The 23,197-nt window shown below is 64.5% G+C and carries 25 protein-coding genes and 2 tRNA genes; 8 read left to right on the top strand and 19 right to left on the bottom strand.

Annotated features, from left to right (window positions below):
• The 3 genes from C7I55_RS14480 to C7I55_RS14470 form a co-directional block, all read right to left on the bottom strand.
• Positions 1–318, bottom strand: a complete 318-nt coding sequence (locus tag C7I55_RS14480) for a cupin domain-containing protein (RefSeq protein ID WP_106513670.1) — start codon at positions 316–318, stop codon at positions 1–3.
• 159 nt (positions 319–477) lie between these two features.
• Positions 478–1,041: an elongation factor P gene (gene efp / locus C7I55_RS14475; protein WP_106513669.1), complete on the bottom strand. Its 564-nt coding sequence runs from the start codon at positions 1,039–1,041 to the stop codon at positions 478–480.
• A 36-nt stretch (positions 1,042–1,077) separates the two neighbouring features.
• A complete protein-coding gene (locus C7I55_RS14470; protein ID WP_106513904.1) occupies positions 1,078–1,701 on the bottom strand; it encodes a M23 family metallopeptidase in 624 nt (207 codons plus the stop codon).
• 52 nt (positions 1,702–1,753) lie between these two features.
• Between C7I55_RS14470 and C7I55_RS14465 the strand changes: the two genes are divergently transcribed.
• The gene (locus C7I55_RS14465; protein ID WP_106513668.1) at positions 1,754–2,491 is read left to right on the top strand and encodes a DUF72 domain-containing protein; all 738 of its coding nucleotides are present in this window, start codon (positions 1,754–1,756) and stop codon (positions 2,489–2,491) included.
• A gap of 110 nt (positions 2,492–2,601) precedes the next feature.
• Here C7I55_RS14465 and thiE read toward each other — a convergent pair whose 3' ends face one another.
• From thiE to tkt, 6 genes are all read right to left on the bottom strand, one after another.
• Positions 2,602–3,276 (bottom strand): thiamine phosphate synthase, encoded by a 675-nt coding sequence (gene thiE / locus C7I55_RS14460; protein ID WP_106513667.1) that lies wholly within the window; start codon positions 3,274–3,276, stop codon positions 2,602–2,604.
• Positions 3,273–3,908 carry a class I SAM-dependent methyltransferase gene (locus tag C7I55_RS14455; RefSeq protein WP_106513666.1) on the bottom strand — a complete coding sequence of 212 codons (636 nt, stop codon included), beginning with the start codon at positions 3,906–3,908 and terminating at the stop codon, positions 3,273–3,275. Before C7I55_RS14455 ends, thiE begins: the two co-directional genes overlap by 4 nt.
• Positions 3,909–4,047: 139 nt before the next feature.
• Positions 4,048–4,962, bottom strand: coding sequence for a class I fructose-bisphosphate aldolase (locus C7I55_RS14450; protein ID WP_106513665.1), 915 nt, complete (start codon positions 4,960–4,962; stop codon positions 4,048–4,050).
• Between the two features lie 41 nt (positions 4,963–5,003).
• The gene (locus tag C7I55_RS14445; protein ID WP_106513664.1) at positions 5,004–6,203 is read right to left on the bottom strand and encodes a phosphoglycerate kinase; all 1,200 of its coding nucleotides are present in this window, start codon (positions 6,201–6,203) and stop codon (positions 5,004–5,006) included.
• Between the two features lie 65 nt (positions 6,204–6,268).
• Positions 6,269–7,273, bottom strand: a complete 1,005-nt coding sequence (gene gap / locus C7I55_RS14440) for a type I glyceraldehyde-3-phosphate dehydrogenase (RefSeq protein WP_106513663.1) — start codon at positions 7,271–7,273, stop codon at positions 6,269–6,271.
• A gap of 1 nt (position 7,274) precedes the next feature.
• Positions 7,275–9,257: a transketolase gene (gene tkt / locus C7I55_RS14435; RefSeq protein WP_106513662.1), complete on the bottom strand. Its 1,983-nt coding sequence runs from the start codon at positions 9,255–9,257 to the stop codon at positions 7,275–7,277.
• Between the two features lie 385 nt (positions 9,258–9,642).
• On the opposite strand from tkt, the gene C7I55_RS14430 reads away from it, so the two are divergent.
• The 3 genes from C7I55_RS14430 (at position 9,643) to C7I55_RS14420 (ending at position 10,963) form a co-directional block, all read left to right on the top strand.
• Complete coding sequence (locus tag C7I55_RS14430; RefSeq protein ID WP_106513661.1) at positions 9,643–9,978, top strand: cell division protein ZapA; 336 nt, start codon at positions 9,643–9,645, stop codon at positions 9,976–9,978.
• Between the two features lie 197 nt (positions 9,979–10,175).
• Positions 10,176–10,739, top strand: a complete 564-nt coding sequence (locus C7I55_RS14425) for a 5-formyltetrahydrofolate cyclo-ligase (RefSeq protein ID WP_158266431.1) — start codon at positions 10,176–10,178, stop codon at positions 10,737–10,739.
• A complete protein-coding gene (locus C7I55_RS14420) occupies positions 10,736–10,963 on the top strand; it encodes a DUF2842 domain-containing protein (protein ID WP_106513903.1) in 228 nt (75 codons plus the stop codon). Before C7I55_RS14425 ends, C7I55_RS14420 begins: the two co-directional genes overlap by 4 nt.
• A 190-nt stretch (positions 10,964–11,153) precedes the next feature.
• Here C7I55_RS14420 and C7I55_RS14415 read toward each other — a convergent pair whose 3' ends face one another.
• From C7I55_RS14415 to C7I55_RS14395, 5 genes are all read right to left on the bottom strand, one after another.
• Positions 11,154–11,807 (bottom strand): immunity protein Imm33 domain-containing protein, encoded by a 654-nt coding sequence (locus tag C7I55_RS14415; protein ID WP_158266430.1) that lies wholly within the window; start codon positions 11,805–11,807, stop codon positions 11,154–11,156.
• Positions 11,808–12,077: 270 nt separating this feature from the next.
• Positions 12,078–12,154 (bottom strand) — tRNA-Asp (locus C7I55_RS14410).
• 59 nt (positions 12,155–12,213) lie between these two features.
• Complete coding sequence (locus C7I55_RS14405) at positions 12,214–13,383, bottom strand: AI-2E family transporter (protein WP_106513658.1); 1,170 nt, start codon at positions 13,381–13,383, stop codon at positions 12,214–12,216.
• Positions 13,384–13,769: 386 nt separating this feature from the next.
• A tRNA-Leu gene (locus C7I55_RS14400) sits at positions 13,770–13,854 on the bottom strand.
• Positions 13,855–14,420: 566 nt separating this feature from the next.
• Positions 14,421–15,173 (bottom strand): SIMPL domain-containing protein, encoded by a 753-nt coding sequence (locus tag C7I55_RS14395; protein WP_106513657.1) that lies wholly within the window; start codon positions 15,171–15,173, stop codon positions 14,421–14,423.
• A 53-nt stretch (positions 15,174–15,226) separates the two neighbouring features.
• On the opposite strand from C7I55_RS14395, the gene C7I55_RS14390 reads away from it, so the two are divergent.
• Positions 15,227–15,784, top strand: coding sequence for a DUF4262 domain-containing protein (locus C7I55_RS14390; RefSeq protein WP_158266429.1), 558 nt, complete (start codon positions 15,227–15,229; stop codon positions 15,782–15,784).
• A gap of 146 nt (positions 15,785–15,930) precedes the next feature.
• On the opposite strand, the gene C7I55_RS14385 is transcribed toward C7I55_RS14390, so the two are convergent.
• Positions 15,931–17,439, bottom strand: a complete 1,509-nt coding sequence (locus C7I55_RS14385) for a YifB family Mg chelatase-like AAA ATPase (protein WP_106513655.1) — start codon at positions 17,437–17,439, stop codon at positions 15,931–15,933.
• A gap of 450 nt (positions 17,440–17,889) precedes the next feature.
• On the opposite strand from C7I55_RS14385, the gene C7I55_RS14380 reads away from it, so the two are divergent.
• On the top strand, positions 17,890–18,471 hold the full coding sequence (locus tag C7I55_RS14380) for a MarR family winged helix-turn-helix transcriptional regulator (protein ID WP_106513654.1): 582 nt from the start codon (positions 17,890–17,892) through the stop codon (positions 18,469–18,471).
• A gap of 253 nt (positions 18,472–18,724) precedes the next feature.
• On the opposite strand, the gene C7I55_RS14375 is transcribed toward C7I55_RS14380, so the two are convergent.
• From C7I55_RS14375 to C7I55_RS14365, 4 genes are all read right to left on the bottom strand, one after another.
• On the bottom strand, positions 18,725–19,618 hold the full coding sequence (locus C7I55_RS14375; RefSeq protein ID WP_146151028.1) for an alpha/beta hydrolase: 894 nt from the start codon (positions 19,616–19,618) through the stop codon (positions 18,725–18,727).
• A 24-nt stretch (positions 19,619–19,642) separates the two neighbouring features.
• Entirely contained in the window at positions 19,643–19,819 is a 177-nt protein-coding gene (locus tag C7I55_RS28180; protein WP_158266428.1) for a hypothetical protein, read from the bottom strand.
• Between the two features lie 73 nt (positions 19,820–19,892).
• Positions 19,893–20,420, bottom strand: a complete 528-nt coding sequence (locus tag C7I55_RS14370) for a helix-turn-helix domain-containing protein (RefSeq protein ID WP_146151027.1) — start codon at positions 20,418–20,420, stop codon at positions 19,893–19,895.
• A 204-nt stretch (positions 20,421–20,624) separates the two neighbouring features.
• The gene (locus C7I55_RS14365) at positions 20,625–21,233 is read right to left on the bottom strand and encodes an outer membrane protein (protein WP_158266427.1); all 609 of its coding nucleotides are present in this window, start codon (positions 21,231–21,233) and stop codon (positions 20,625–20,627) included.
• Positions 21,234–21,524: 291 nt separating this feature from the next.
• Here C7I55_RS14365 and C7I55_RS14360 point away from each other — a divergent pair, with 291 nt between their 5' ends.
• Positions 21,525–22,787, top strand: a complete 1,263-nt coding sequence (locus C7I55_RS14360; protein WP_106513650.1) for a TolC family protein — start codon at positions 21,525–21,527, stop codon at positions 22,785–22,787.
• Positions 22,670–23,011: a TolC family protein gene (locus C7I55_RS29475; RefSeq protein WP_408640607.1), complete on the top strand. Its 342-nt coding sequence runs from the start codon at positions 22,670–22,672 to the stop codon at positions 23,009–23,011. Before C7I55_RS14360 ends, C7I55_RS29475 begins: the two co-directional genes overlap by 118 nt.
• Positions 23,012–23,197 lie beyond the last annotated feature (186 nt).

The following is a 23,197-nucleotide window of genomic DNA, read 5'->3' as shown; positions in this document are numbered from 1 at the left end:
TCAGATACTGCCTTTTTTCTCGATGACGAGGATGCGCGCTTCCCCTTGCGGGCGCGCGACATGCTCCTCGCCGATGTGAGCGACGAAGATCGCCCCTTGTTCCAGGCGGACCGCCTTTTCGGCGCCGTCCACCTTGTAGTGCATCATGACCGCGCCCGACAGCACCGCGAACACTTCGGTGCCGTCGTTGACGTGCCACTGATAATCGGAGTCGGTCCAATGAAGCCGGGCCGTCGCGCCCTCGATCTCGGCGAGATCCATGGCCCCCCACGGCCGGTCGGCGTGGAAATCGGCAGGCTTTTCGACGATCAGGGGCATGGAGTGCTCCAATTTCCTCTCCCCGTCAGGGGAGAGGGTAGCGAGAGGAGGATTCGGGAGGTAACGCCAGCCTTCGAAAGCGCGCACTGATCTCCGACTTCCCCTCTCCTTGCTCGCTTCGCTCGCTTGCCTCTCCCCTGAAGGGGAGAGGACGGAACCTCAGTCCGCGCGACGCACGTAGGTCTGCTCGTAGACGTCGACGACGATGCGGGTGCCGCTGCCGATATGCGGCGGCACCATCACACGCACGCCATTGTCGAGGATCGCCGGCTTGTAGGAGGAAGAAGCGGTCTGGCCCTTCACCACGGCGTCGGCCTCGACGATCATCGCCTCTATGGTGTCGGGAAGCTGCACGCTGATCGGGCGCTCGTCATACAGCTCCATGACGACATCCATGCCGTCCTGCAGGAAGGCGGCGGCATCGCCGAGCAGGTCGGTCGGCAAGGTGATCTGCTCGTAGGTTTCCTTGTCCATGAAGGTCAGCATGTCGCCGTCGCGGAACAGGAACTGGAAATCCTTGGTGTCGAGGCGGATCCGCTCCACGGTCTCGGCCGAACGGAAGCGGACGTTGTTCTTGCGGCCGTCGATGAGGTTCTTCATCTCGACCTGCATGTAGGCGCCGCCCTTGCCGGGCTGAGTGTGCTGGATCTTCACAGCGCGCCAGATGCCGCCTTCATATTCGATGATGTTGCCGGGACGAATGTCCACGCCGCTGATCTTCATGGGTGTCTCACAAGTTGGAAAAGAGCCGCGGCGGCTTTAGCGTCGAGGCCCGTTTCCCGCAAGCAGCGGGTAGGGATTGATCGGTGTGCCCTCGTGCCAATCCTCTCCTTCCGCCATCCTGTTGATCGCGAAATGGAGATGCGGTCCGGCCGGATTGGCGTTGCCGGTCGCGCCGACCGTGCCGATTGCATCGCCCTGCTTCACCACCTGTCCCTCGCGCAGCCCGGGCGCATAAGCCTGCAGGTGCGCATAATAATAGGTCCAGGCCTTGTCGGGCGACCGAACGTAGGCGGTGATGCCCCCGCCGCCAGCGCTGAAGAACAGTTTCTCCACCGTGCCCGGCGCCGCTGCAACAACGGGGGTGCCGGCGCTTGCCATGATGTCGATGGCATTGTGGACCCGGGCGCCACCGGCCCGCGACTGGGTGTAGGTGTCGGAAAGTTCGCTGCCCTGAATCCCGGCAACGGGAATAGCGAGCCCGGTCGGTCCCTTGACCAAGTCCGCTCTGGGTGTCCCGTCCGGCGGGGCGGCCGGAGCAGCGACCGAGGCTCCTTCCGGCACCGGACCCCGGTTGAACGCGACCATCCAGAACGCGCTGGTGAGCGCGCAGCTGATCAGCGCGGTGACGACGATGACGGCAATCAATCCGAAGCGGCGCATGAAGTCTCCTTTCGGCAGGAAACGATTTCGCCGCCGTTCCGTTTCGAGGCCCATGACCGGAACCATCCGCATCGGCTGTTCGGGCTGGATCTACCGCCATTGGCGAGAGCGTTTCTATCCGGCGAAGCTTGCCCAGCGGCTCTGGTTCGATTTCTACGCCGACACGTTCGACACTGTCGAGCTCAACACCAGTTTCTACCACCTTCCCAAACCCGAGACCTTCACCAAATGGCGCGATCAAGCCCCCGTCCGCTTTCGCTATGCGGTCAAGGCACCGCGCTTCATTACCCATATGAAGAAGCTCAAGGACTGCGCGGAGCCGGTGGAGGAATTCATCACCCGGGCCCGCAACCTCGGGCCGACGCTCGGACCCGTCCTCTACCAGCTGCCGCCGCGCTGGAGCTATAATCGCCAGCGGCTGGAGGAATTCATCGCTCTGCTCCCGGCCGATCTCACCCATGTCTTCGAATTCCGCGAAAAGAGCTGGCTAACCGAAGAAGTGCTGGGGCTCCTCGATGCGCGCGGGATCGCCTTCTGCAGCCACGACATGCCCGGCTCGGCCACGGCCCGCTGGGCCTCGGGACCGATCGCCTACGTCCGCTTCCACGGCGGCGAAGGGAAATATTGGGGCCGCTATTCCGACGAAGGATTGCTCGCCTGGACCGACTGGCTCGTCTCCGAGGCGCGCGAGGGCCGGGACATCTGGTGCTATTTCAACAACGACATCGACGCCCACGCCATCCACGACGCCCTCACCCTCCGCGCGATGGTCGGCCAGGCATTGCGGTGACAAGATCCTCCCCGAGCTCGCTCGGGGAGGGGGACCGCTCGCGGAGCGAGGGGTGGAGGGGGTGGCGAGACCCACTCGGTCGGGACGGAGCGGGTACTTCGGGCGCGAGGTCAGCGCCCGAGAACCCCCTGGAATTCCGTAATCGCTGCGGCCGGCCCCTGCTCGTGTCCCCACACGGCGTTGCACACGGCCACGAAATCAGCGCCGGCGTCCACCAGCACCTTGGCATTGGCCGGAGTGATCCCGCCGATCGCGACGCACGGCATCTCGAACAATCGCGACCACCAGGAGAGGATCGACGGTTCGGGCCGGTGGGACGTTTCCTTCGTCGAGGTCGGGAAGAAGGCGCCGAAGGCGATATAATCGGCGCCCGCCTCGCCCGCTTCCATCGCCAGATGGCGGCTGTCGTGACATGTCACGCCGATCTGCGCATTGGGCCCGAGCACCGCGCGCGCCTCGCGCGGATCGCCATCGCCCTGTCCCAGGTGGACGCCGTCCGCGCCCAGCCGCTTGGCCAGGCTTACGCTGTCGTTGACGATGAAGGCAACCTCGCGCTCGGCGCAGATCTTCATCAGCGGCTCGGCCGCGCGGGCGATCGCATGGTCGTCATGGCCCTTCAGGCGAAGCTGGAACGCGGCAACGGGGCCGGCGTCGAGCGCTGCCGCCAAACGATCAGCGAAATCGCCGCCGACATCGAGCGGCGAGATCAGATAGAGCTCGCAGGGCGCACGATCCTGCGGGTCGAAGAGGTCGGCGAAGCCGGGATCCAGTTCGTCTTCAATCATGCGCACTCTGTGTCAGCGCGGCGCCTCAGGCTCAAGCAGAGAAAGACATCGGGCTTGCGGCCGGTTCCCGGGACGAGCCTTATGGAATCGAACCCGGCACGGCCGGCGCGGGCGACGAGGTCGTCGGCCGAATAGGCGCGAAAGCCATGGACGTGCCCCGGCCATTTGCGCAGCTCCTCCGGCGGCTCGAAGCAGAGGATGAGCGTCCCGCCTGACCGAATCGCCCGCGCGAGCTCGCTAAGCCCCCCGTCCAGATCGGGCCAGAAATAGAGGCTGTTGACGCTCACCGCCTTGTCCACGGCAGCGTCGGCGAGCGGGATCTGCTCGGCGGACGCTTCGAAGAGGCGCAACCGGTGCAGATCCCGCCGGAATCGTCGGCGAGCCCGGCCCACGGCAACGGTGGAGATGTCGGCCGCGTACACCTCCGCATCAGTACCGGCGAGGATTCCGCGGAGCAGAGCCCCGCCGCCGAACCCGATTTCGAGGATGCGGTCCCCAGGCTGGACCGCGAGCTGATCCAGGGCGAGTGCGTTCATCGCGCGGCTGATACGATCGAGCCACGGCGCGATCCACAGCCGACCGAGCAGACCGGAGGGCCGGGCGAATTGCCGTGCAAGGAGGCGGGTGAACACCGGATCGCGTACCTACCGCGTCATCCCAGCGAAAGCTGGGATCTTAGGGAGAGTATGCGAGAAGCGTGTGCAGGCCCGCGCCTCTCCGCATCGAGATCCCAACTTCCGCTGGGATGACGGATTTAGGCCCTGCCCCGACTCAATCCTCGCCCTTGTAGATCCCCACCAGCTTGTCGAGCATCGCCAGCGCTTCGTCACGCGGGCGCTGGAAGGTGTTGCGGCCGATGATCGAGCCGTTGCCGCCGCCGTCACGAATGTCGCGGGCGTCCTGGTACACCGCGTCGGCCCCCTTGGCGGCGCCGCCCGAGAAGACGACGATGCGGCGGCCGGCAAAGCAGCTCTGGACGACGTGGCGGACGCGATCGGCCTGAGCCGACCAGTCGCTGCCCTCGTACATCGCCTTGGCTTCCTTCTGCTCGATATTGGCGCTCGGCAGTTTGACCTTGATGATGTGCGCGCCGAGCAGCGTCGCCATGTGCGCCGCATAGGCACCGACATCGAGCGCGAGTTCGCCGTCCTTCGACAGATTGCCGCCGCGTGGGTAGGACCAGATCACGGTGGCGATGCCGACCGCCTTGGCCTCCGCCGACATCTCGCGGATCTCTTCCATCATCTCGAAGATGTTGTCGGAGCCGGGATAAATGGTGAAGCCGATCGCAGCGCAGCCGAGCCGCAGCGCGTCGTCGACCGTGCCGGTCACCGCCTGGTCGATCGAGGTCGCCCAGCTGTTCGAGCTGTTGACCTTGAGGATGGTCGGAATTTGGCCGGCAAACGTGGCGGCCCCGGCCTCGAGCGGGCCGAGCGGCGCCGCATAGGCCGACAGGCCGGCATCGATCGCGAGTTGATAATGATAATGGGGATCGTAGGCGTCAGGGTTGACCGAGAAGCTGCGCGCCGGGCCATGTTCGAAGCCCTGATCGACCGGGAGGATAATGAGCTTGCCGGTGCCACCGAGCCGGCCCTGCATCAGGATGCGGGCGAGGTTGGTCTTCACCCCGGGATTGTCGCTCTCATAATTGGCCAGGATCGCCTTGACGGTCGGTGTGATGCTCATCTCTCTACCCCAATAGCCATTGTCGTTCTTGTGACGGAGACTCAGGCGGTCTCCAGCGCCTTGACGCCGGGCAGCTCCTTGCCTTCCATCCATTCCAGGAAAGCGCCGCCGGCGGTCGAAACGAAGGTGAAATCATCGGCCACGCCGGCATGGTTGAGTGCCGCGACGGTATCGCCGCCGCCGGCAACCGAGACCAGGCTGCCACTCTGGGTCAGCGCTGCAGCGGTCTGCGCCAGGGCGACCGTGGCCGCGTCGAACGGGACGGTCTCGAAGGCGCCGAGCGGTCCGTTCCACACCAGGGTGCGGCAGGTCTTGATCGCGTCGGCGAGCGCCTCGACTGCGGCCGGACCGACGTCGAGGATCATCTCGTCTTCGGCGACTTCATGGACGTTGACAGTGCGCAGCGACGGCGGATTGGCGGCGAATTCCTTGGCCACCACGACGTCGTACGGCAGGTGCACCGTGCAATTCGCCCGCTCGGCGGCGTCGAGGATCTCGACGGCGGTGCCGGTCAGGTCATGCTCGCACAGCGATTTGCCGACGGCGACTCCACGCGCGGCGAGGAAGGTGTTGGCCATGCCGCCGCCGATGATCAGATGGTCGACCTTGGTGACGAGATGGCGAAGCACTTCGAGCTTGGTCGAGACCTTGGCGCCGCCGACGACTGCCGCCACCGGGCGTTCGGGCTCGCCGAGCGCCTTCTGCAGCGCCTTCAGTTCCGCCTCCATCGCCCGGCCCGCATAGGCCGGGAGGATGTGGGCGATCGCTTCGGTCGAGCTGTGGGCGCGGTGGGCGGCGGAGAAGGCGTCGTTGACGTAGAAATCGCCCAGCGCGGCAATGGCGCGGGCGAGCTCCGGATCATTCTTCTCCTCGCCGCCATGGAAGCGGGTATTCTCGAGAATGGCGATGTCACCCGGCTGCATGTCGGCGACGTTCGCCGCCGCATTCTCGCCCTGGCAGTCACCGACGAACCGCACCGGACGGCCGAGCACATCCTCATAGGCTTTGGTGACCAGCGACAGCGACATGTCGGGGCGCTGGGCGCCCTTGGGACGGCCGAAATGCGCGAGCAAAAGCACGATCGCACCGCGATCGGCGAGCTCCGTCACAGTCGGCAATGTAGAACGCAGCCGGGTATCGTCGGTGACCTTGAGGTCCGCCATCGGCACGTTGAGATCGACCCGCACCAGCGCGCGCTTGCCGGTCACATCGCCGAGATCGTCCAGGGTCTTGAAGGTCATCCGCTCACTTTCTCATCGCCGCAAAGAAAAAGGCGCCCGGCAAATGGTGCCGGGCGCCTCGTCCATCAGAGCTTGCCCATCGCGCTGGCCGTATCGACCATGCGGTTCGAGAAACCCCATTCATTGTCGTACCACGACACCACCCGGACGAGCTTGCCTTCGAGCACCGCGGTTTCGAGGCTGTCGACGCTCGAGCTGTGCGGATCGTGGTTGAAGTCGATCGAGACCAGCGGCTCCTCGATATATTGGAGGATGCCCTTGAGCGCACCTTCCGAGGCGGCGCGTAGCACGCCGTTCACTTCCTCGACACTGGTGTCGCGCTTCGGCGTGAAGGTGAGGTCGACCAGGCTGACGTTCGGGGTCGGCACGCGGATCGCGGACCCGTCGAGCTTGCCCTTCAATTCCGGCAGCACCTCTCCGACAGCGCGGGCCGCGCCGGTGGTGGTCGGAATGATCGACATCGCCGCGGCGCGGGCGCGGCGCATGTCGGGATGGATCTGGTCGAGGATCTTCTGATCGTTGGTGTAGCTGTGGATCGTGGTCATCAGGCCGCGTTCGATGCCGATCGTGTCGTTCAGCACCTTGGCGACCGGCGCAAGGCAATTGGTGGTGCACGAGGCGTTCGAGACGATCGTGTGGCCGGCCTCGAGCTTGTCGTCATTGACGCCGAACACGACGGTCAGATCGACGCCCTTGGCAGGGGCCGAGATCAGAACTTTCTTCGCACCGGCGGTGAGGTGGGCCGAAGCCTTGTCACGATCGGTGAAGAAGCCGGTGCATTCCAGCGCGATGTCGATATTGTTGGCGGCGTGCGGCAACTTGGCGGGATCGCGCTCGGCGGTGACGTGGATACGACGCCCGTCGATGATCAGGTCGTTGCCCTCTGCATGAACCTCACCCTTGTAGGTGCCGTGAACGCTGTCGCGCTTGAACAGCAGCGCATTCGACCTGGCGTCGGCGAGATCGTTGATCGAGACGAGCTCGAGGCCGCTCTCCGGCTTTTCGAGGATGGCGCGGGCGACGAGGCGCCCGATGCGCCCGAAGCCGTTGATCGCTACTCTTGTGGCCATGTCACTGATCTCCCTTGGTTTCGAGTGCCGCTGTGATTTGCGGCACGATCGCTTCGACGGTGAAGCCGAAGCGGCGGAAAAGGTCTTCGGCGGGAGCCGAAGCGCCAAAGCGGTCGAGGCCGATGCGAATGCCGTCGCGCCCCGTATAATGTTCCCACCCGAGCGTGGTCCCGGCCTCGATCGAGACGGTCAGCACGTTTGCGGGCAGGACGTCGGCGCGATAGCCCTCGTCCTGCGCATCGAACAGCGACCAGCACGGCATCGACACGATGTCGGCACCGATCCCCTGCCCTTCAAGCACGTCCGCGGTCTTAAGCGCCAGCTCGACCTCGGAGCCGGTCGCGACCAGCACTACCTTCCGCGCCGCTGAGGCTGCGCGCAGGCGATAAGCCCCGCGGGCCGACAAATTCTCGCGACTGCGCTCGGTCCGCACTTGCGGCAGGTTCTGCCGGGTCAGTGCCAGCAGCGACGGTCCATCGCGCCGCTCCAGCGCCAGCGCCCAGCATTCGGCGGTCTCGACGACGTCGGCGGGCCGGAACACGGCGAGGTTCGGGATCATCCGCAGGCTGGTGACATGCTCGACCGGCTGGTGAGTCGGGCCGTCCTCGCCGAGGCCGATCGAATCGTGGGTCATGACGAAGATCGACCGTATCCGCTGCAGCGCGGCGAGCCGGATCGCCGGCCGGCAATAATCGGAGAAGACCAGGAAGGTGCCGCCATAGGGAATGACGCCGCCGTGCAGCGCCATGCCGTTCATCGCCGCCGCCATGCCGAACTCGCGAATTCCGTAATAGATGTAGCGCCCGGCATAATCGTCGCGGGTCAGCGCCGTCTGGCCCTTGGTCTTGGTGTTGTTGGACCCGGTAAGATCGGCCGAGCCGCCCAGCGTCTCGGGAATCGCCGCGTTGATCGCCTCGAGCGCGATTTCAGAGGCCTTGCGAGTCGCGATCTTCTGCGGATTGGCGGCGAGCGCGTCGAGATGGGCGGCAAGTCCGGTGTCGGCAGGCAGACGGCCTTCCATGCGCCGGACCAGCTCCTCGCCCTGCGGTGAAGCGGCGAGGCGCGCGCGCCATTCCTCGTGGAGGTGGGCGCTGCGCCGGCCGGAGTCGCGCCAGGCCTCCATGATCGGCTGCGGGATTTCGAACGGCTCGCTGTCCCATACGAGGTGCTCGCGCGCCGCCTTGACTTCGTCGACACCCAGCGCGGCGCCGTGGGTCGCCGAGGTGCCCATCTTGTTGGGCGCGCCCCAGCCGATGATCGTCCGGCAGGCGATCAGCGACGGCCGCGGATCCGCCACCGCCTCGGCGATCGCGGCCCGGATGCTGTCATAATCATGGCCATCGCATGCGACCACGTGCCAGCCGTAAGCGCGGTAGCGCGCGGGAATATCCTCGGAGGTCGACAGGCTGGTGGCGCCATCGATGGTGATCTGGTTGTCGTCCCAGAACACGTTGAGGCGCCCGAGGCCGAGATGGCCCGCAAGTCCCGCGGCTTCGTGGTTGACGCCTTCCATCAGGCAGCCGTCGCCGGCGATGACCCAGGTCTTGTGGTCGACGAGATCGTCGCCGAAGCTCGCATTGAGGTGACGTTCGGCAATCGCCATTCCAACGGCCATCGCCAGGCCCTGGCCGAGCGGACCGGTGGTCGCCTCGATCCCGGGGATCAGGAAATTCTCAGGGTGGCCCGCGCAGACGCTGTTCATCTGCCGGAAATTGCGGATGTCCTCGATCGTCGGCTGGTCGTAGCCGGTGAGGTGCAGCAACGCATAGATCAGCATCGAGCCGTGGCCGGCCGACAGCACGAAGCGATCGCGGTCGTGCCAGGCGGGATCCCTTGGATCGTGCTTCAGATGTTCGGTGAACAGCACGGTTGCGACATCGGCCATCCCCATCGGCATGCCGGGATGCCCGGAATTGGCCGCCTGGACAGCGTCCATCGCAAGGGCGCGAATGGCGTTGGCGAGCAGTCTCGGTTCGAGGGCCATGGTTCTTCCCAAAGACGGAGCGCCCGAACGGGCGGCGAGGCAGGCTCCCCGGCATGCGCCCCGCTCGACCGCTCCTTTAGAGACGGAAGCCGCCCCGTCAACACCGCGGGTGCAGCTGCGAAAAGGTTCAGCCGCTGCTACCCATTTCCCCCGCACGACCGAACGTGCTATAAGGCTGCATGGGGCGTGAAAGAACGAGCGCGGCACTTGGCCGGATTGAGCGTGCGCTTGCACGTATCGAGGCGAACGCCGGCGCGAGCCGCACGCCCCCCCCTGGCGCCGAGAACGTGGACACTCTCCGCCGCAATCATCTTGCTCTACGCACCAAGGTGGAAGGTGCGATCGGCGAGATCGACAGGTTGCTGGACACCCAAGGGAGAGGTTGATGCCCAACGTCGAGGTCGAGATCGGCAATCGCCGTTACTCGATCGCATGCCGCACCGGGGAGGAGGACCATCTCCGATCGGTGGCCGCGATCGTCGACCGCAAGGCAAAGGATGCGAACGATGCGCTCGGCAATCTCGGCGAGAATCGCCAATTGCTGTTCGCCTCGTTGCTGCTTGCCGATGAAGTGCTCGAACGTCGCGCGGGTCACGACCCGGCGGCCCACGCCAGCCCGTTCGAAACCGACGACAGCGAAATCGCCGATGCGCTGGAGCGCCTCGCGGCTCGGATGGAATCCGTCGCTGGGACCCTTGAGACCGAGGCACAGACCTCCTAAATAGGATGCTGACGGGTACTGCCGTGTACGAGCTTTAGCGAAGCATCCCTGAGGCGATAATTACATCCTAGGGGGCTGTCCCTGGTCGGATCCTGGTCCGGTCTAAATGGCTCCCACCTGACGTTCTGGCGTCAGAGGATCTTCCAGCAAACGGCTATGGTGGTCCCGTCACCCTCCAGGCCCGTATGGAGCCGAGCTTGATCCCCAAACCGGAAATGCGCACCCGCATGCTGGCGGAACGGCGCCTCTACGCCCGCTCGCTCACCCCCGATCTTCGCGCCGATCTCGAGGCCAAGCTCGCCCAATGCGTGCTGCCGCATCTGCTCGGCGCCCGGACCGTCGCCGGCTATCATCCGCTCAAGGACGAGATCAGCCCCTATCCGGTTCTCGAAGCGCTTACCCCCGGCCAGCGCGCCGCCCTGCCCTGGTTCCTCGATCGCGATGCCCGCATGCTGTTCCGCGAGGCGCCTGCCGAAGAGCCGAGCCCGTGGGGCGTGCTGCAACCGCCCGCCTCCTCCGACGCGCTGGCACCGGATGTGGTGCTCGTCCCGCTTGTTGCCGCCGACCGCGCCGGCAGCCGCATCGGCCACGGCAAGGGCCATTACGATCGTGCCCTCGCCCATTTGCGGGAAGGCGGCGCGGTGTTCACCATCGGCCTCGCGTGGGAATTCCAGATCTTGGATGCGCCGATCGCCGCCGATCCCTGGGACGTTCCCCTGGACGCGATCGCAACCCCCGGCGAATGGATCGGCTGCCGATGACCGAGACCCGACCGAACCAACCGACGTGGCGAAAGCCAGCCGGGATCTTCCTGATCCTTGCCCTCATCACCCTCTGGGCCATGCTCGTCGCCAGCGTCGCGGATCTGATGACGGGGTGGCCCTGGCCCGTCCTTGCCCTCTACTTCACCGTCGCCGGTATCGTCTGGATCCTGCCGCTCAAACCCCTCCTCCGCTGGATGGAAACGGGGAAATGGCGCGCCTGACCAGCGCTCGACCACGACAGCATGAACAGGGCGGCAGCGCTCACGCAGATACCCGGTCCGTTCTGTCACCAACGCATGCGGGCTCGGTGGTACAGCCGGGCGAACCTCCAACAATTCGGGCCGGGTTGATGGTGCAGGCGGGCTTCATCGCCCCATGCCTTGTTGCCATTGTCCCCTCCGGAGGACTCCTCTAGCGCTCGACCCTTTCGTATCGCCCGTTGGCGAAATCCCGCATGAAGGCTGACCCGATCGGCGCGTCGATCAGGGCCAGCCAGCTGTCATCGCGGTTGAGCACCGCACCGAGCGCGACATAGGCGGCCTCCCGGGCGTCGATCTCCACGTCGGTCGCATCGCCCTTCCGACCACGCAGACGCCAACCGCTGTCCGGCTCTTCATCGCCCGCACCACCCAAATCGGGTGTTTCGCGATAGAGATATTCGACCGGCTCCACGCCATCGAGCACGCATTGGTCGACCATGCAGCGCTCCCAATGCCCCCGTGGCCGGGAAACGAGCGGAGCCGCGGCAGGATCGTCCCAGCGAATTGAAATGACATGGTGCGGCGCGAAGGCGATCGTATCGCCCAGCGCGATCGAAGCCGTCGGTTCGTACGGTTGGTTGTCCAGCACGCCATGGATCCCGCGTTCTGCCACGTCCGTGACCGTCACCCACATTCGCTCGACGCCCCATTCCGTACCTGGCGGGATATGCTCGAACTTCAGCTTCACCTGGTCTCCGAGCGCGATCGCATCGCGCTCAACCGATGACGGAAGGAAAAAGGTGTACGGCGACTCCGCTGCGACCGGTCTGGGATCGATCAGCCTGTATCCAGGGCCCTGTGCCATATTCTCAGCCTCCGTCATCAGCCCGCTTGGCGCCAAATCATGCATCGCAACCAAGCTGCGGCAGATCCCAACAGACTAAGAGCATCATCGACAATCGGTTATATTCGGTTCGGCATGCGAACCGCATTGGTTAGGAGCCGAACGCACGGACTTGCCTTCGAAGCCAAAGCTTCCGGGCACTCTAACGATGTCTTGAGAACGCGCTCGGCACCGAGCGAAAAGGCCATTTTTCCAGGAGAGCGTCGCTAAGCGACTGCGTCTCCTGGAAAATGGCGCGAGTGACGGGGCTCGAACCCGCGACCTCCGGCGTGACAGGCCGGCACTCTAACCAACTGAGCTACACCCGCGTTGGAGGGGCCATTACGGGACGGTTCCGGAGCTGTCAACACGATCGAATACCGTAATTCTACGGAGCACGATTTTCCTCGCCGTGCTCATCATGATGGATGCCGGTGAGCGTCCCCTCCTCAAACAGGAAGCCGGCGATGTCAGGGCGGCCAGCCGCGTCGAGCACCGTCTTCATGATGATCAGCAGCGGCACCGCGAGCAGTGCGCCGGTTGTTCCCCACACCCACGCCCAGAAGCTCAACGCGACGAGGATCAGCAGGGGATTGATGGTCAGCCGCCGGCCGACGAGCATCGGCGTGACGACATTGGCCTCAATCAGGTGGATCATCGCGAAGGCGACCGCAGGAAGGAAGGCATACCAGGGATCGGTGAATGCCATCAGGCCGCCGAGGGCAAGCAGCAGCACCGACGCGATCGGCCCGAGATACGGAATGTAGTTGAGCACCGCGACGATGCCGCCCCACATCAACGGCGTGGGCATGTCGAGCATCCACAGGATGAACGCGACCACCAGGCCCATCGACATGTTCACCAGGCTGATCGTGCCGAGATAGGTGGACGTTGCATCGACCACTTGCTGGATTGCCCGCGCCGTGGTCATCGCGCCATCGAAGCTCGCCCTGGCGACGATCGTCCGCCTCCGCATCGCCGTCCAGCCGGACAGGAAGAAGAAGATCACCAGCAATGCGAAGAACATCTGAATGGCGGCGTGCGGCGCCGAGGTAGCGATGATGTCCAGCATCGAGTTGGGCGTTTCGAGCTGCACCGTACGGGTGGCACGCGCCGAGGATCCGAATTCCTCGACGATGTCGTTGATGAACCGCTCAAGGTCGGAATAGATTTCAAGAACCGGCTGCAGGGTGTCGCGGATGCGGCCGATCCGATCGGGCAGCAGCCGTACCCATTCGGCCGCCGGCAGCACGATCGAGGCAATCGCGACATTGGCGGCAACGACGAACAGCAGCAGGCAGAGAAAAGCGGCGAGGCCGGAGGGCAGCCCGCGGCGCTCGAGCCATTCGAGCAACGGCACCAGCGCGATCGCGACCACCAGGGCGGCGGTCACCGGCAGGAAGAATTCGGCGCCGGCACGGAGGGCGAATGGCAGCGCCACGGCAAGCCCGGCACCCGCGATCAGGGTGAGTGCCGCGAGCAGGCGGTCGCGCCGATAGGCGATCGCCTCCGCTTCATGGTGCGGATCCGGGTGATGCGCATCCAGATCGTTCGGCATGGGCGCGCCCGAGTGAGTGGCGCCCTGCCCACCTGCGCCTGGACCTGCTCCACTGCGAGCCCCAGGGCTTTGCCCCCGTTCCCCCGCAGCTTGCACAAGCATTTCCTCTGCGATCGGACCCTCGGGTCGTTTCAATCTGTTCATTCGCCAACGCCCTTCAAGCCGCCAACCGGGCGACGCCTCCTGCCCCCTTCGCGGAGCCGCAACCCGGCCATGACGCGCATGACCGGACAGCGCCGCGCACGCGGGGCACAGGGCAAGCCTATCAGCGGCGCGGACGGAAATCACGCGGAGTCGGCGGACACGAGCGCAAGTGTGCATTCGCGGCGCGGATACCGCTCCCAGGATCGGGAACGCGGTTCGCCGGACGTCACGGGAAAAGCGGTTGGTGCCCCCGGCCGGAGTCGAACCGGCACGCCTTGCGGCATTCGATTTTGAGTCGAGTGCGTCTACCAATTCCGCCACAGGGGCACGCGAGGCCTGCTAGCCGACGCACGCGCGCGCTGCAACCGGCGGTTCGCACCGGCTCGTTCAACAATCGCTCGCGTCAGACCGGTCGGCCGACCATCGCACGCGTCGAGCCTTTCAGACAGCGTCCCGACGTGCAGCTCCCGGCCGCCCACACTTCCCCGACGACCCGACTTGCGACTGGAACGTGGACGAAGTCGCCATCCAATCGCGCGACGATCGCCAAGATGAAACCTGGCACACGGTCACGCTTGCTGTGTCCGCTGTCTCGTGCAGTTTTTGATTATTGGGGAATCTACATATGCTCAGCGCATCGAGTAAGCGGCGCGTGCGGCGCTGGCTGTCCAAACTCGACTGGGAAATTTATCGCGGCAGGAACAGCGGTGGCGTTTCTTGTCGCCTTCGCGGTACATGTCGGCCGCTGAACCGCGCCTCCAAGCGAGATGTTGCCCGGCCAGACGGTTCATCTTTTCTGGTACTCCGCGCGTATTGCGAGGGCGCAGCTACCCTTCTTGGCCGGTGTTGCGCCGCCTGTTCCGTCACAAGGACGCTGCGCTGCAAGCGTTCGATCAACGGATGATGGCGTAGCGGGCCAAGACACGCCCCTGCGTCTCGATCGGCCGCGGGGACACTTCGATCGCGACCGGCGGCGGCGGCGGCGGCGGCGCTGATGCCAAGCTTTGAAAGCCGCCGCTTACCACCAGGTCGGAACCGGAACTCTGGTCGTTGAGCGAGAGCAATGGACCGAGCCGCACGCCGGCGCCTGCTGCCATGGCTTCCGCCTTTGCCTCCGCATTGCTGATCGCCGCCGCGGTGGCGCGCCGCTGAGCGTCGGCGAGATCGCCGACCTGAAAGCTCTGGACCCTTGCGTCGCGGGCGCCAAGCCGCGCCGCGAGTCCAGCGGCTGTGGCCGCTTTCTCCACCACGCCGGTGCGCACCATGCCTTGGAGCGAGGCGACATAGCCGCTGACGGCGCAAACGCCTTCGCTGAGCCGCGGCCGCCCATTGTAGGTTCCCGGTCCATCGCATTCCGGCGATCGCGTTTCGATGACGCTGATCTCGCCCGACGACAGCCGCGCTTCACGCCCGAGGAAGCCGGCAAGACCGTCGGCAATCGCCTTCTGCTTGGCGGCAAGCGCAGCGCTCGCAGCGTCGGCAGTCTTCCCCTCTCCGGTCACCCAGTAGACCAGGTTCGCGACATCCGGTCTGGTCGACACCGTCCCGACTCCGACCACCTGGATCGAGGGTGCTGGCTCCGCCGCCGCCTGAGCGAACGCCGGACAGGAGGAGATTGCGAGCATCATGCCAAGACTCAATCGCATTCGCCGCTCCCAAGCTCATGACCCTCGGCCTGAATTGCCCGAAGGAGGCCGCCTTGTCGACGACTGTTGTCCGCTGCGAAGCGGGTCGCCATAGCGGCGGTATGCAGGATGATGAGACCCGGCTCGGCGACGACCCCGAAACCCTCAACCCTTATGAACGAAAGCTTGTTCAGGACGTTCGCGACCATGGCTGGCGCTCCGTAACCGTCGGCGCAGATGGCGACGCGCCTTCGTTCAGTTACACGACCGGCTTCTGGCGATCGCTCGCCGCACCGGAAGTGATCGTCTTCGACTTCCCACTCGATCTTGCCCACAACGTGTTCGGCCAGATGTACCGGCTACTCCGGGCGGGTCGGCTTTTGCCCGTTGGCCAAAGAATCGAGGGCGTCTTGTCCGGCGAAAGCATTTTCCTGCTGCCGGCCGATCCCGCCGCCGCGGCCGACTCTCTGCTTTCGAGTCGCTGGTTCTACAAAGATGCCGATTTTCCCTGCGTCCAGCTGGTCTGGGCCGATCGCGCGGGATTGTTTCCGTGGCAGGAGGGTGTTGCGCCAGGGCTCGTGGATCTCCAGCCCGATCTTTCGAGACGCGCCTGGGCCGGGCTCGCCGGCTGATTCGGCTGCCCCGCGCTCCAGCAGAGACGAGCCTGCGACGATCTGACGGGGCGGCGCTTGCAACGCCTTCGCTGCTTCCGTGTCCGGCACGCGATCGCTCCAGTCTCACCAACCGCTTCGGCGTGGTGGGCAGCAAGAGCGCTCCTTCAGTTTCGCGGTGCCTGACGCCGGTAGCTCAGCGCTTCCGCGACATGGACCCGGCCGATCCCGTCGCTGCCGGCGAGATCAGCGATCGTGCGCGCCACCCGCAGCACGCGGTGGAAACCCCGCGCGGAGAGCCGCATCGCTTCGGCGGCCTGGGCGAGCAGCCTGCGGCCGGGCTCGTCGGGGGTGGCGACGCGCTCGAGCAGATTGCCGTCCGCCTCGGCATTGCTGCGCACTCCCTCGCCCTCGTAGCGCACGGTCTGGAGATCGCGCGCGGCCTTCACCCGCGCTGCGACTTCGGCCGAGCCTTCGGCCGGCGGCGGCAGGACGAGGTCAGCGGCCGCGACCGCCTGCACGTCGACATGAAGATCGATCCGGTCGAGCAGCGGACCGGACACCCGCGCCTGATAATCGGCGGCGCAGCGCGGCGCCCGCGAGCAGGCGAGGGTCGGATCGCCGAGATGGCCGCAGCGGCACGGGTTCATCGCTGCGATCAGCTGGACTCGGGCCGGATAAGTGACATGGGCATTGGCGCGGGCGACACTGACGGTGCCGGTCTCGAGCGGCTGGCGTAGCGAATCGAGCGCCACCCGCTGAAACTCCGGGAGTTCGTCGAGGAACAGCACGCCGAGATGGGCGAGACTCACCTCCCCCGGTCGCACGCGAAGGCCGCCGCCGACCAGGGCGACCGATGAGGCGCTGTGATGCGGCGCGCGAAACGGCCGGCGGCGGATCAGACGCCCATCCTGCAGATCGCCCGCGACGCTGGCGATCATCGTCACCTCCAGCGCCTCGGCCGGCGTCAGGTCCGGAAGGATGCCGGGCAGGCAGGCGGCAAGCAGCGACTTGCCGGCGCCGGGCGGCCCTACCATCACCAGATTATGGCCGCCGGCCGCCGCAATCTCGAGCGCGCGCTTGGCCGTCTCCTGCCCTTTAACCTGACGCAGATCGGGTCCGGATTCGGGCGCCTCGGCTATCCCGGGGACTGGCGGCGTCAGGATCCCGGTGCCGCGGAAGTGATTGAGCAAGGCGATCAGGTCGGGTGCGCCGAGCACTTCGACATCGCCCGCCCAGGCCGCCTCGGGGCCGTGCGCCGCCGGGCAGATCAGGCCGAGGCTTCGTCCCGACGCGTGCATCGCCGCGAGCAGGACGCCCGGGCACGGCGCGATCCGTCCGTCGAGTCCGAGCTCGCCGACCGCGACATAGCCGCCCAGCATCTCGGCATCGATCGCGCCCATCGCCGCCAGCAGACCGAGCGCAATCGGGAGATCGTAGTGGGACCCTTCCTTGGGCAGGTCGGCCGGCGACAGATTGATCGTGATCCGCTTGGGCGGCAGCGACAGACCGATCGCGGCGAGCGCCGCATGCACCCGCTCCCGGCTCTCCGCGACCGCCTTGTCCGGAAGGCCGACGATCAGAAATTTGGGAAGGCCGCTAGAAATCTGCACCTGCACCTCGACGGCGCGAGCCTCGAGCCCCAGAAACGCCACCGTCGCGACATGTGCCACCATCGTGAGACGCCCCCCTCGCCTTCCCCGAGTGTCGCAGGATCGATCGCAGTCTGTCACCTGCTTTCTTGCGCGCCCTCTAGACCTGCGGCGCAACGCGTGCACTTCCAATCTTGCGACATCCTTCGGGCCGCCGCCGCTCCGACACCGGGTCGGCCGCCTCGCCCGCCGCCCCCGCGCGGCCAGCGGAATGCTGAAACGAGCAGTCGGCTGACGAAACACGAACGCGCCGGTTTGGTTGAAGGGAGTCATGAAGGAGCAGCACATGAACTTACCAAAATCGTCCGAAACGGGTGATTCCTTTTCTTTCCCCGCTTAGGAGAAACTCTCCGGAAAGGCTTGCCGCCTTGACTTTGACAATCCCCACGCTCAGCATGCCACTCGACACGCAAAGAAAATAAGGGAAAATCAGTATCAACCGGGGAACATAGCTTAAAATCCGTGAGGGGGCACATGTCTAAAATGTATCTTCCGGCAGGGGACGGAATTGCACGCAATATTATTTTTGAGAAGAATGAGAAAGAACACCGACGGGCGCCACCTAAGGCCAGCCACTCGCTCCTATCAACCAAGGCATCTCCGGAGCACGTCTCCGAGATAAGCATCTGGCGAAGAAAGGAGGAGGATGCTGCACTGGACGGTATCTTAACCGGTCTTGAGAATGCCATCTGCCAGCTTATCGAAACACACAATCGATCCAGCTCCGACGGTGATCGATACCTGCTTCGTAAAGCTCAGAGGATGCGCCAGACAAGCCGCAGTTGCCACGTGCTGTTTGGCAACAAGTTCCAGAATGTTCCGTTGAACATGCTCATAGAGCTTTTTATATGCAGTGGTTGCGGAGAGAAGACATTGGTCAAAAATCTCTGCCTCGCGTCTTCGGTGTCGCAATCGAGTGCGCTGCGGTGGATCAACCGTCTGATCGCGCTCGACCTCATCACCCGCTGCGACGACGAGGCCGACGCACGGCGATCGCTGATCGAACTGACCGCGAAAGGTCGCGAGGCGTTGTCCAGATTTCTTGCAGCAGCCTGAGACGGGCCGCTGCATGCGCTAGCTCGCGGCTATCCGCGCCCACTTCATGTCACGTGGCAACAGCTGATCCGACGACGATTTGTCGTCAGGCGGAACCGTCTGACAACTCGAAAATTGCGGCAGTTGCAAGGATCTGCAACGGGCGTTCTGCGCTATCGAGACGCAAACTGCTCTAAGCGCCGAGGCGTCGCGCTTCCCAAGGCGAGGCCGCTGGTTCGACCGCTGAATGAGCGCGAAGACACGTCGCTGCCGTTCAGCTTTTGGGTTGAGCGGGATCCTCGCCGCAGCGAGCAGGAACAGGCGCTTGTGCGGCGTGTCCCTCGGGATTCGGCGGCATGGGATCGAGCGCGGTCCACATTCGCGTGGCGATCTGATCGAGCGCAACATTATGTGGTGCGCCCGGGAGGCGAACGAAGGTTGCCCGCGTGCCCGCAGCGGCAGCGAGCTTCTCGGCCTCTGCGATCGGCACCGTCTCATCGGCAGTGCCGTGTAGGAGAAGCCAAGGCACCTTCAGACTCTTCGCGTTGGTAAGATTGTCGAATTCGTAGGGAATGAAGGCCCGCACGAGACGCGGGGCGACACTTTTCAGGTTCGAAAATGCGCCGAGGGTCACCACCGCTTCGGTCGTGAACCGGTTGGCAGAGTGCAACGCGACAGCGCCGCCAAGGGAGAAGTCGAAGAGATATGTCTTCCGGGGACGGGAGGCCTGCGCCTCGCGGATGAACGCCGCGGCATCGCGATAGAGCCCCTCCTCGCTGGGCTCTCCGGGATTGCCTCCATAGCCCCGGTAGGATGCCACAATCAGATCGACGTCATCCCGGCGAAGCGGCGCTGCCAAGTCCGCACCTGTGAAGCGGTTCCCTGCATTCCCATGGAAGAACACCATGGCGACGTGCTGATTACAGCGCGGGCGCCATCGATAACCGGTAAGCGTGACGCCGTCCTCGGTTGTTACGTGCACATCTTCTGGTGGAGGAGTTTGCCCCCAGGAGACCAGTCGCGGCATGGGTGCCGGTTGGAAAATCTTTCCGTCGAGAATGGAACGTGCTCCTGCGTTCCCCGCCACAAGGAAGGAAGCGGCGACAACGACTACCGCGCATTTTCTTGCTGAGATCCTTCGGCGCTTCTGCCCCGGTGCCCGAACCATTGCGATTCCCCTTGCCGTCTCGGTCTACGCTCGCTGAAGAATGATGGACGCGTTCAAGCCGCCGAAGGCAAAGCTGTTCGATAGGAGGCTCGACGAGCCGTAGCTGTAGCTTCCGCCGCCGCCGTCCTCGTCCAGCCGATCCTCCATGTAGTAAATGCCGCCGACGACCAGGTCGAGCTCAACCACAGAAAGTTCCCGCATGTCGCGTTCTCCAAATCATGTGAAGTTTCGCCTTGGCCAAATGACCGAGGCAAGATGATGTTCTCACCTGATCTCATGATTGTGAAATCCGATTAGGTTCAGAATCGGATCGAGCCAGAAGCTGCGCGAGCTGCTCCTCCGGCTTCTTCTCTTCAAGAACGATGGCACGGCTGGGGGCGAGAGCGGCATCGGGCGATGCGTCGGCCTGCGCCATTCGGAGCCTGAGGCGAAAGTGTGCGACGCCGAGGCCATTTTGCTGGCACGTCGCCAGATAGACCCGCACAGTATTTGCGGCCCGGTCGGACAGGTGCACCAGGCGTCGGCGTCCGTCACCGGGATCTTCGCGGCTGTTGATGATGCCCAATTGCTCGAGGGTCAACAGCCTTCTCAATGCTGTCGAGGTCGCCCCACCCAGCGCGAGTGACGCTTCTTTCACCGAGACATCGGCTTTCTTGCAATCGGCGATGAACAGTTCGAGAATAAGGAGCCAAATTACGATTGTCGAACAGCGTTGGTGCATCGAAGAGCGGCTGCCGGCGATATTGAGCGATGAGTTCGAGAGCGACGTCCACCACGGTTTGCGTGTCGCTCGCCGCCGCATGGTCGGCTGCCGCGTCGGGGATCGGTGAACAGATCGGCTTGACGCGATGGATGTCCCGAACACGAGAGCCGATATCCCGCGCTAATTTGACGAGTTGGTCCATCGTGCCCAACAGCTCCCGCACGTCACTCTGACGGTTTTCCAGAGCCGCGGCGGAGAGTGCCAGAGCTGGAGCAACGGCTGTGATCTTCTTGGCAGGCATCGTCAGAACCGCGCGGGGAGACCGATGAGCAGCTGGCTCATCTGATTGTCTAGATGGCGGAGATCGATCCGGACGCCGATCTTCGAAGATAGGCGACGCTCGACCCCTGCACCGATGGTGAAACTGTGACCTGACGGGTTCGGGTTCGAAACGCCCGCTGCTCTGACACGATAATGGTAACCGCCATATCCGGCGTGTCCATAAAGGAGCGTCTCGCCTCCGAAGCGCCTGCCGAGCCGGATCCCAACCTTGTAGCCGTAGCGTGGAGCCGCTCGGTACGAGCTGCCGTCCGAGAAGCGCGCTTCGGGCGCATTGCCTCCGAATACCACCGACGCTTCGCCACCCAAGACAAAACGAGCCCCGACCGCCAGATCATAGCCGGCGAAAAAACCCCCACCAGCGCTCCACGATCGATAATAACGGCCTCTCGACGCCGCGAGGAGCGGGTTTGTCTCTCTGATGTAGAAATGGTGTTCCACCATCCCGAATTCCGGGCCAGCATATGCGCCGCTGAACCTGTCCTGCGGCCTTTCACTGGTGTGCACTTGTGCATTGGCCTGACTTGCCGATGCGATCGCCAAAAGGATCAGGGTACTCGCCGGGCCACGCATTTGGCATTCCCTCCGGAACTGATTGCCTTTCAAGCAATATCGGGGTGTCGCACCAGCCGCCCACGCAACTAGGTTGCAGATCGGATCAAAACGAGCGCTCGACCAGAAATCCGTGCGATGCCGACGCTTTGGTGCTCTTTTCAGAACTGGACTGCCCGATCGGACCATGCCGGCATTGCTGGAAACCGCGGGTCAAGGCGGAGATAGCATTCGAACTGACATCAATTCGCCTCATCGCATTTGGACCGACTTGGTACACCCAAGTCTCTTTTGGACGGAGGGGCGAAGGGAATGTCAGGCAAAGTGCGGGTTTCTCCGGTGCCGACGCCGAAAGCCGGCACAAGAAGCCGATGGGCACGGGTTGCGGCGGTCCTCGGGGGCGGATTGGCGATCTGTTCGCCGCTGCCGGCGTACGCGCAGGACCTTCGAAGCACTCTTCAGCAGACGATCGATAACAGCCCGCGACTTGCCCCGCGGCGTGCCGAGCTCGCGGCTCAGAGCGAAGACATCGTGGCGGCCCGCCTCGAGGGGCGGCCAACCCTGCGGGCGGTGGCGAGTTTCACAGAAAATCTCAGATACCAGCTGCCGAGCGTGTTCAATCCGGACAGACGAACCGGAGCTGACGTGTACGCCACGATCCCTGTCTACGAGGGTGGCCGGGTTCGACACGCGGTCCGCAGTGCCAAGCTGAATTATCGCGCCGGCAAAGCAGATCTGGAATATTCCGTCTCCGAATCCCTCCAGGAAGCCGTCGTCGCTTACGGCAACGTTCTGCGCGACGTCGCGATCGTGGAAATGGCGGAAAGCAATGTCACTGACCTGGAGATGAATCTGCGCGCTGCACGAGCACGGTTCCGCATCGGAGACCTGACCAAGACCGACGTCGCGCAATCCGAAGCGCGTCTGGCTCTTGCCCGTGCTTCGGTGAGCGAGGCCCGTGCGGTCCTGACGCGGAGCCGCCAGGAATATGTCGTCGTGGTCGGCTCCTCGCCCGATGCACTCCAGGATCCAACGTTCAGGTTCGAAATGCCTGCCAGCGAGCGGGAGGCGGTCGCCATTGCCGTCGACAACAACCCCGCGCTTCGGGCGGCGCGATATCGGATCTCCGCTGCAAAAGCCCGGGTCAGCGGCGCACGCGCTGAGCGCAACCCGCGCATCCGGGCAACGAGCTCTGTCCGCTACTTCAATTACATCGATTCGATCAGTGCCGATTTGCCGTTCGAGCCTCGGAAGGAAGGAACCGCGGTGGACCTGGGGCTTACGACGGAGGTGCCCCTCTATCAGGGGGGCGGGCCGGCCTCGCTCGTCCGCCGAAGTGTTCGGGAGCGAGCGGCAGCGGTGGAGGAAGAAATTGCCGTGGAGCGTACCATCTGGGTCAGGTACGGACCACCTTCACGAGCTTCCATCACCTTCTTGCAGAGGAGGAACAGGCAAACGTGGCCGTATCGGCGAACGAGCGGGCGCTGGCGGGTGCGCGTGCCGAACACGAATTTGGCACGCGCACGCTGCTCGACGTTCTCGACACGCGCCGGGAGTTGTTGGAAAGTCAGATAAACCTGCGCTCGATCCAGCGTCACCTGTTCGTGGCGCGCTTTCTTCTCGCCTCCTCGATGGGAAAGACGACACTTGCTGATCTGGCCTTAGACCCGCCCCGGAGTTCCACCATTGTCGGGCCGAAGCTGCCGCGAAACAGCTGGAGCGACTGGGCGGACGGGCCGCAGACAATTCCAATCTCCGGAACGCGCACGGTGGATGTACCTGAAGGGGGCAGGCAGTGATCGGCGGCCGGCCGGATCGATTTGCACCACGAACCGGGACACGATTCCTCGCCCAGTCGCGAGAAACGGCAATCTTCGCTCTTGCCCTGCGCAATGTCGGGTCAGGTGACGCGCACTCCTCGTGACGTCCTGACACGATCTGGGCATGCCCGACCTGCATGGACAATCATAGGGCTCCCACCCGGG

This window comes from Allosphingosinicella deserti, from assembly GCF_003012735.1.
GTDB lineage: Bacteria > Pseudomonadota > Alphaproteobacteria > Sphingomonadales > Sphingomonadaceae > Allosphingosinicella > Allosphingosinicella deserti.
This window is presented reverse-complemented; position numbering and strand designations above follow the sequence as displayed.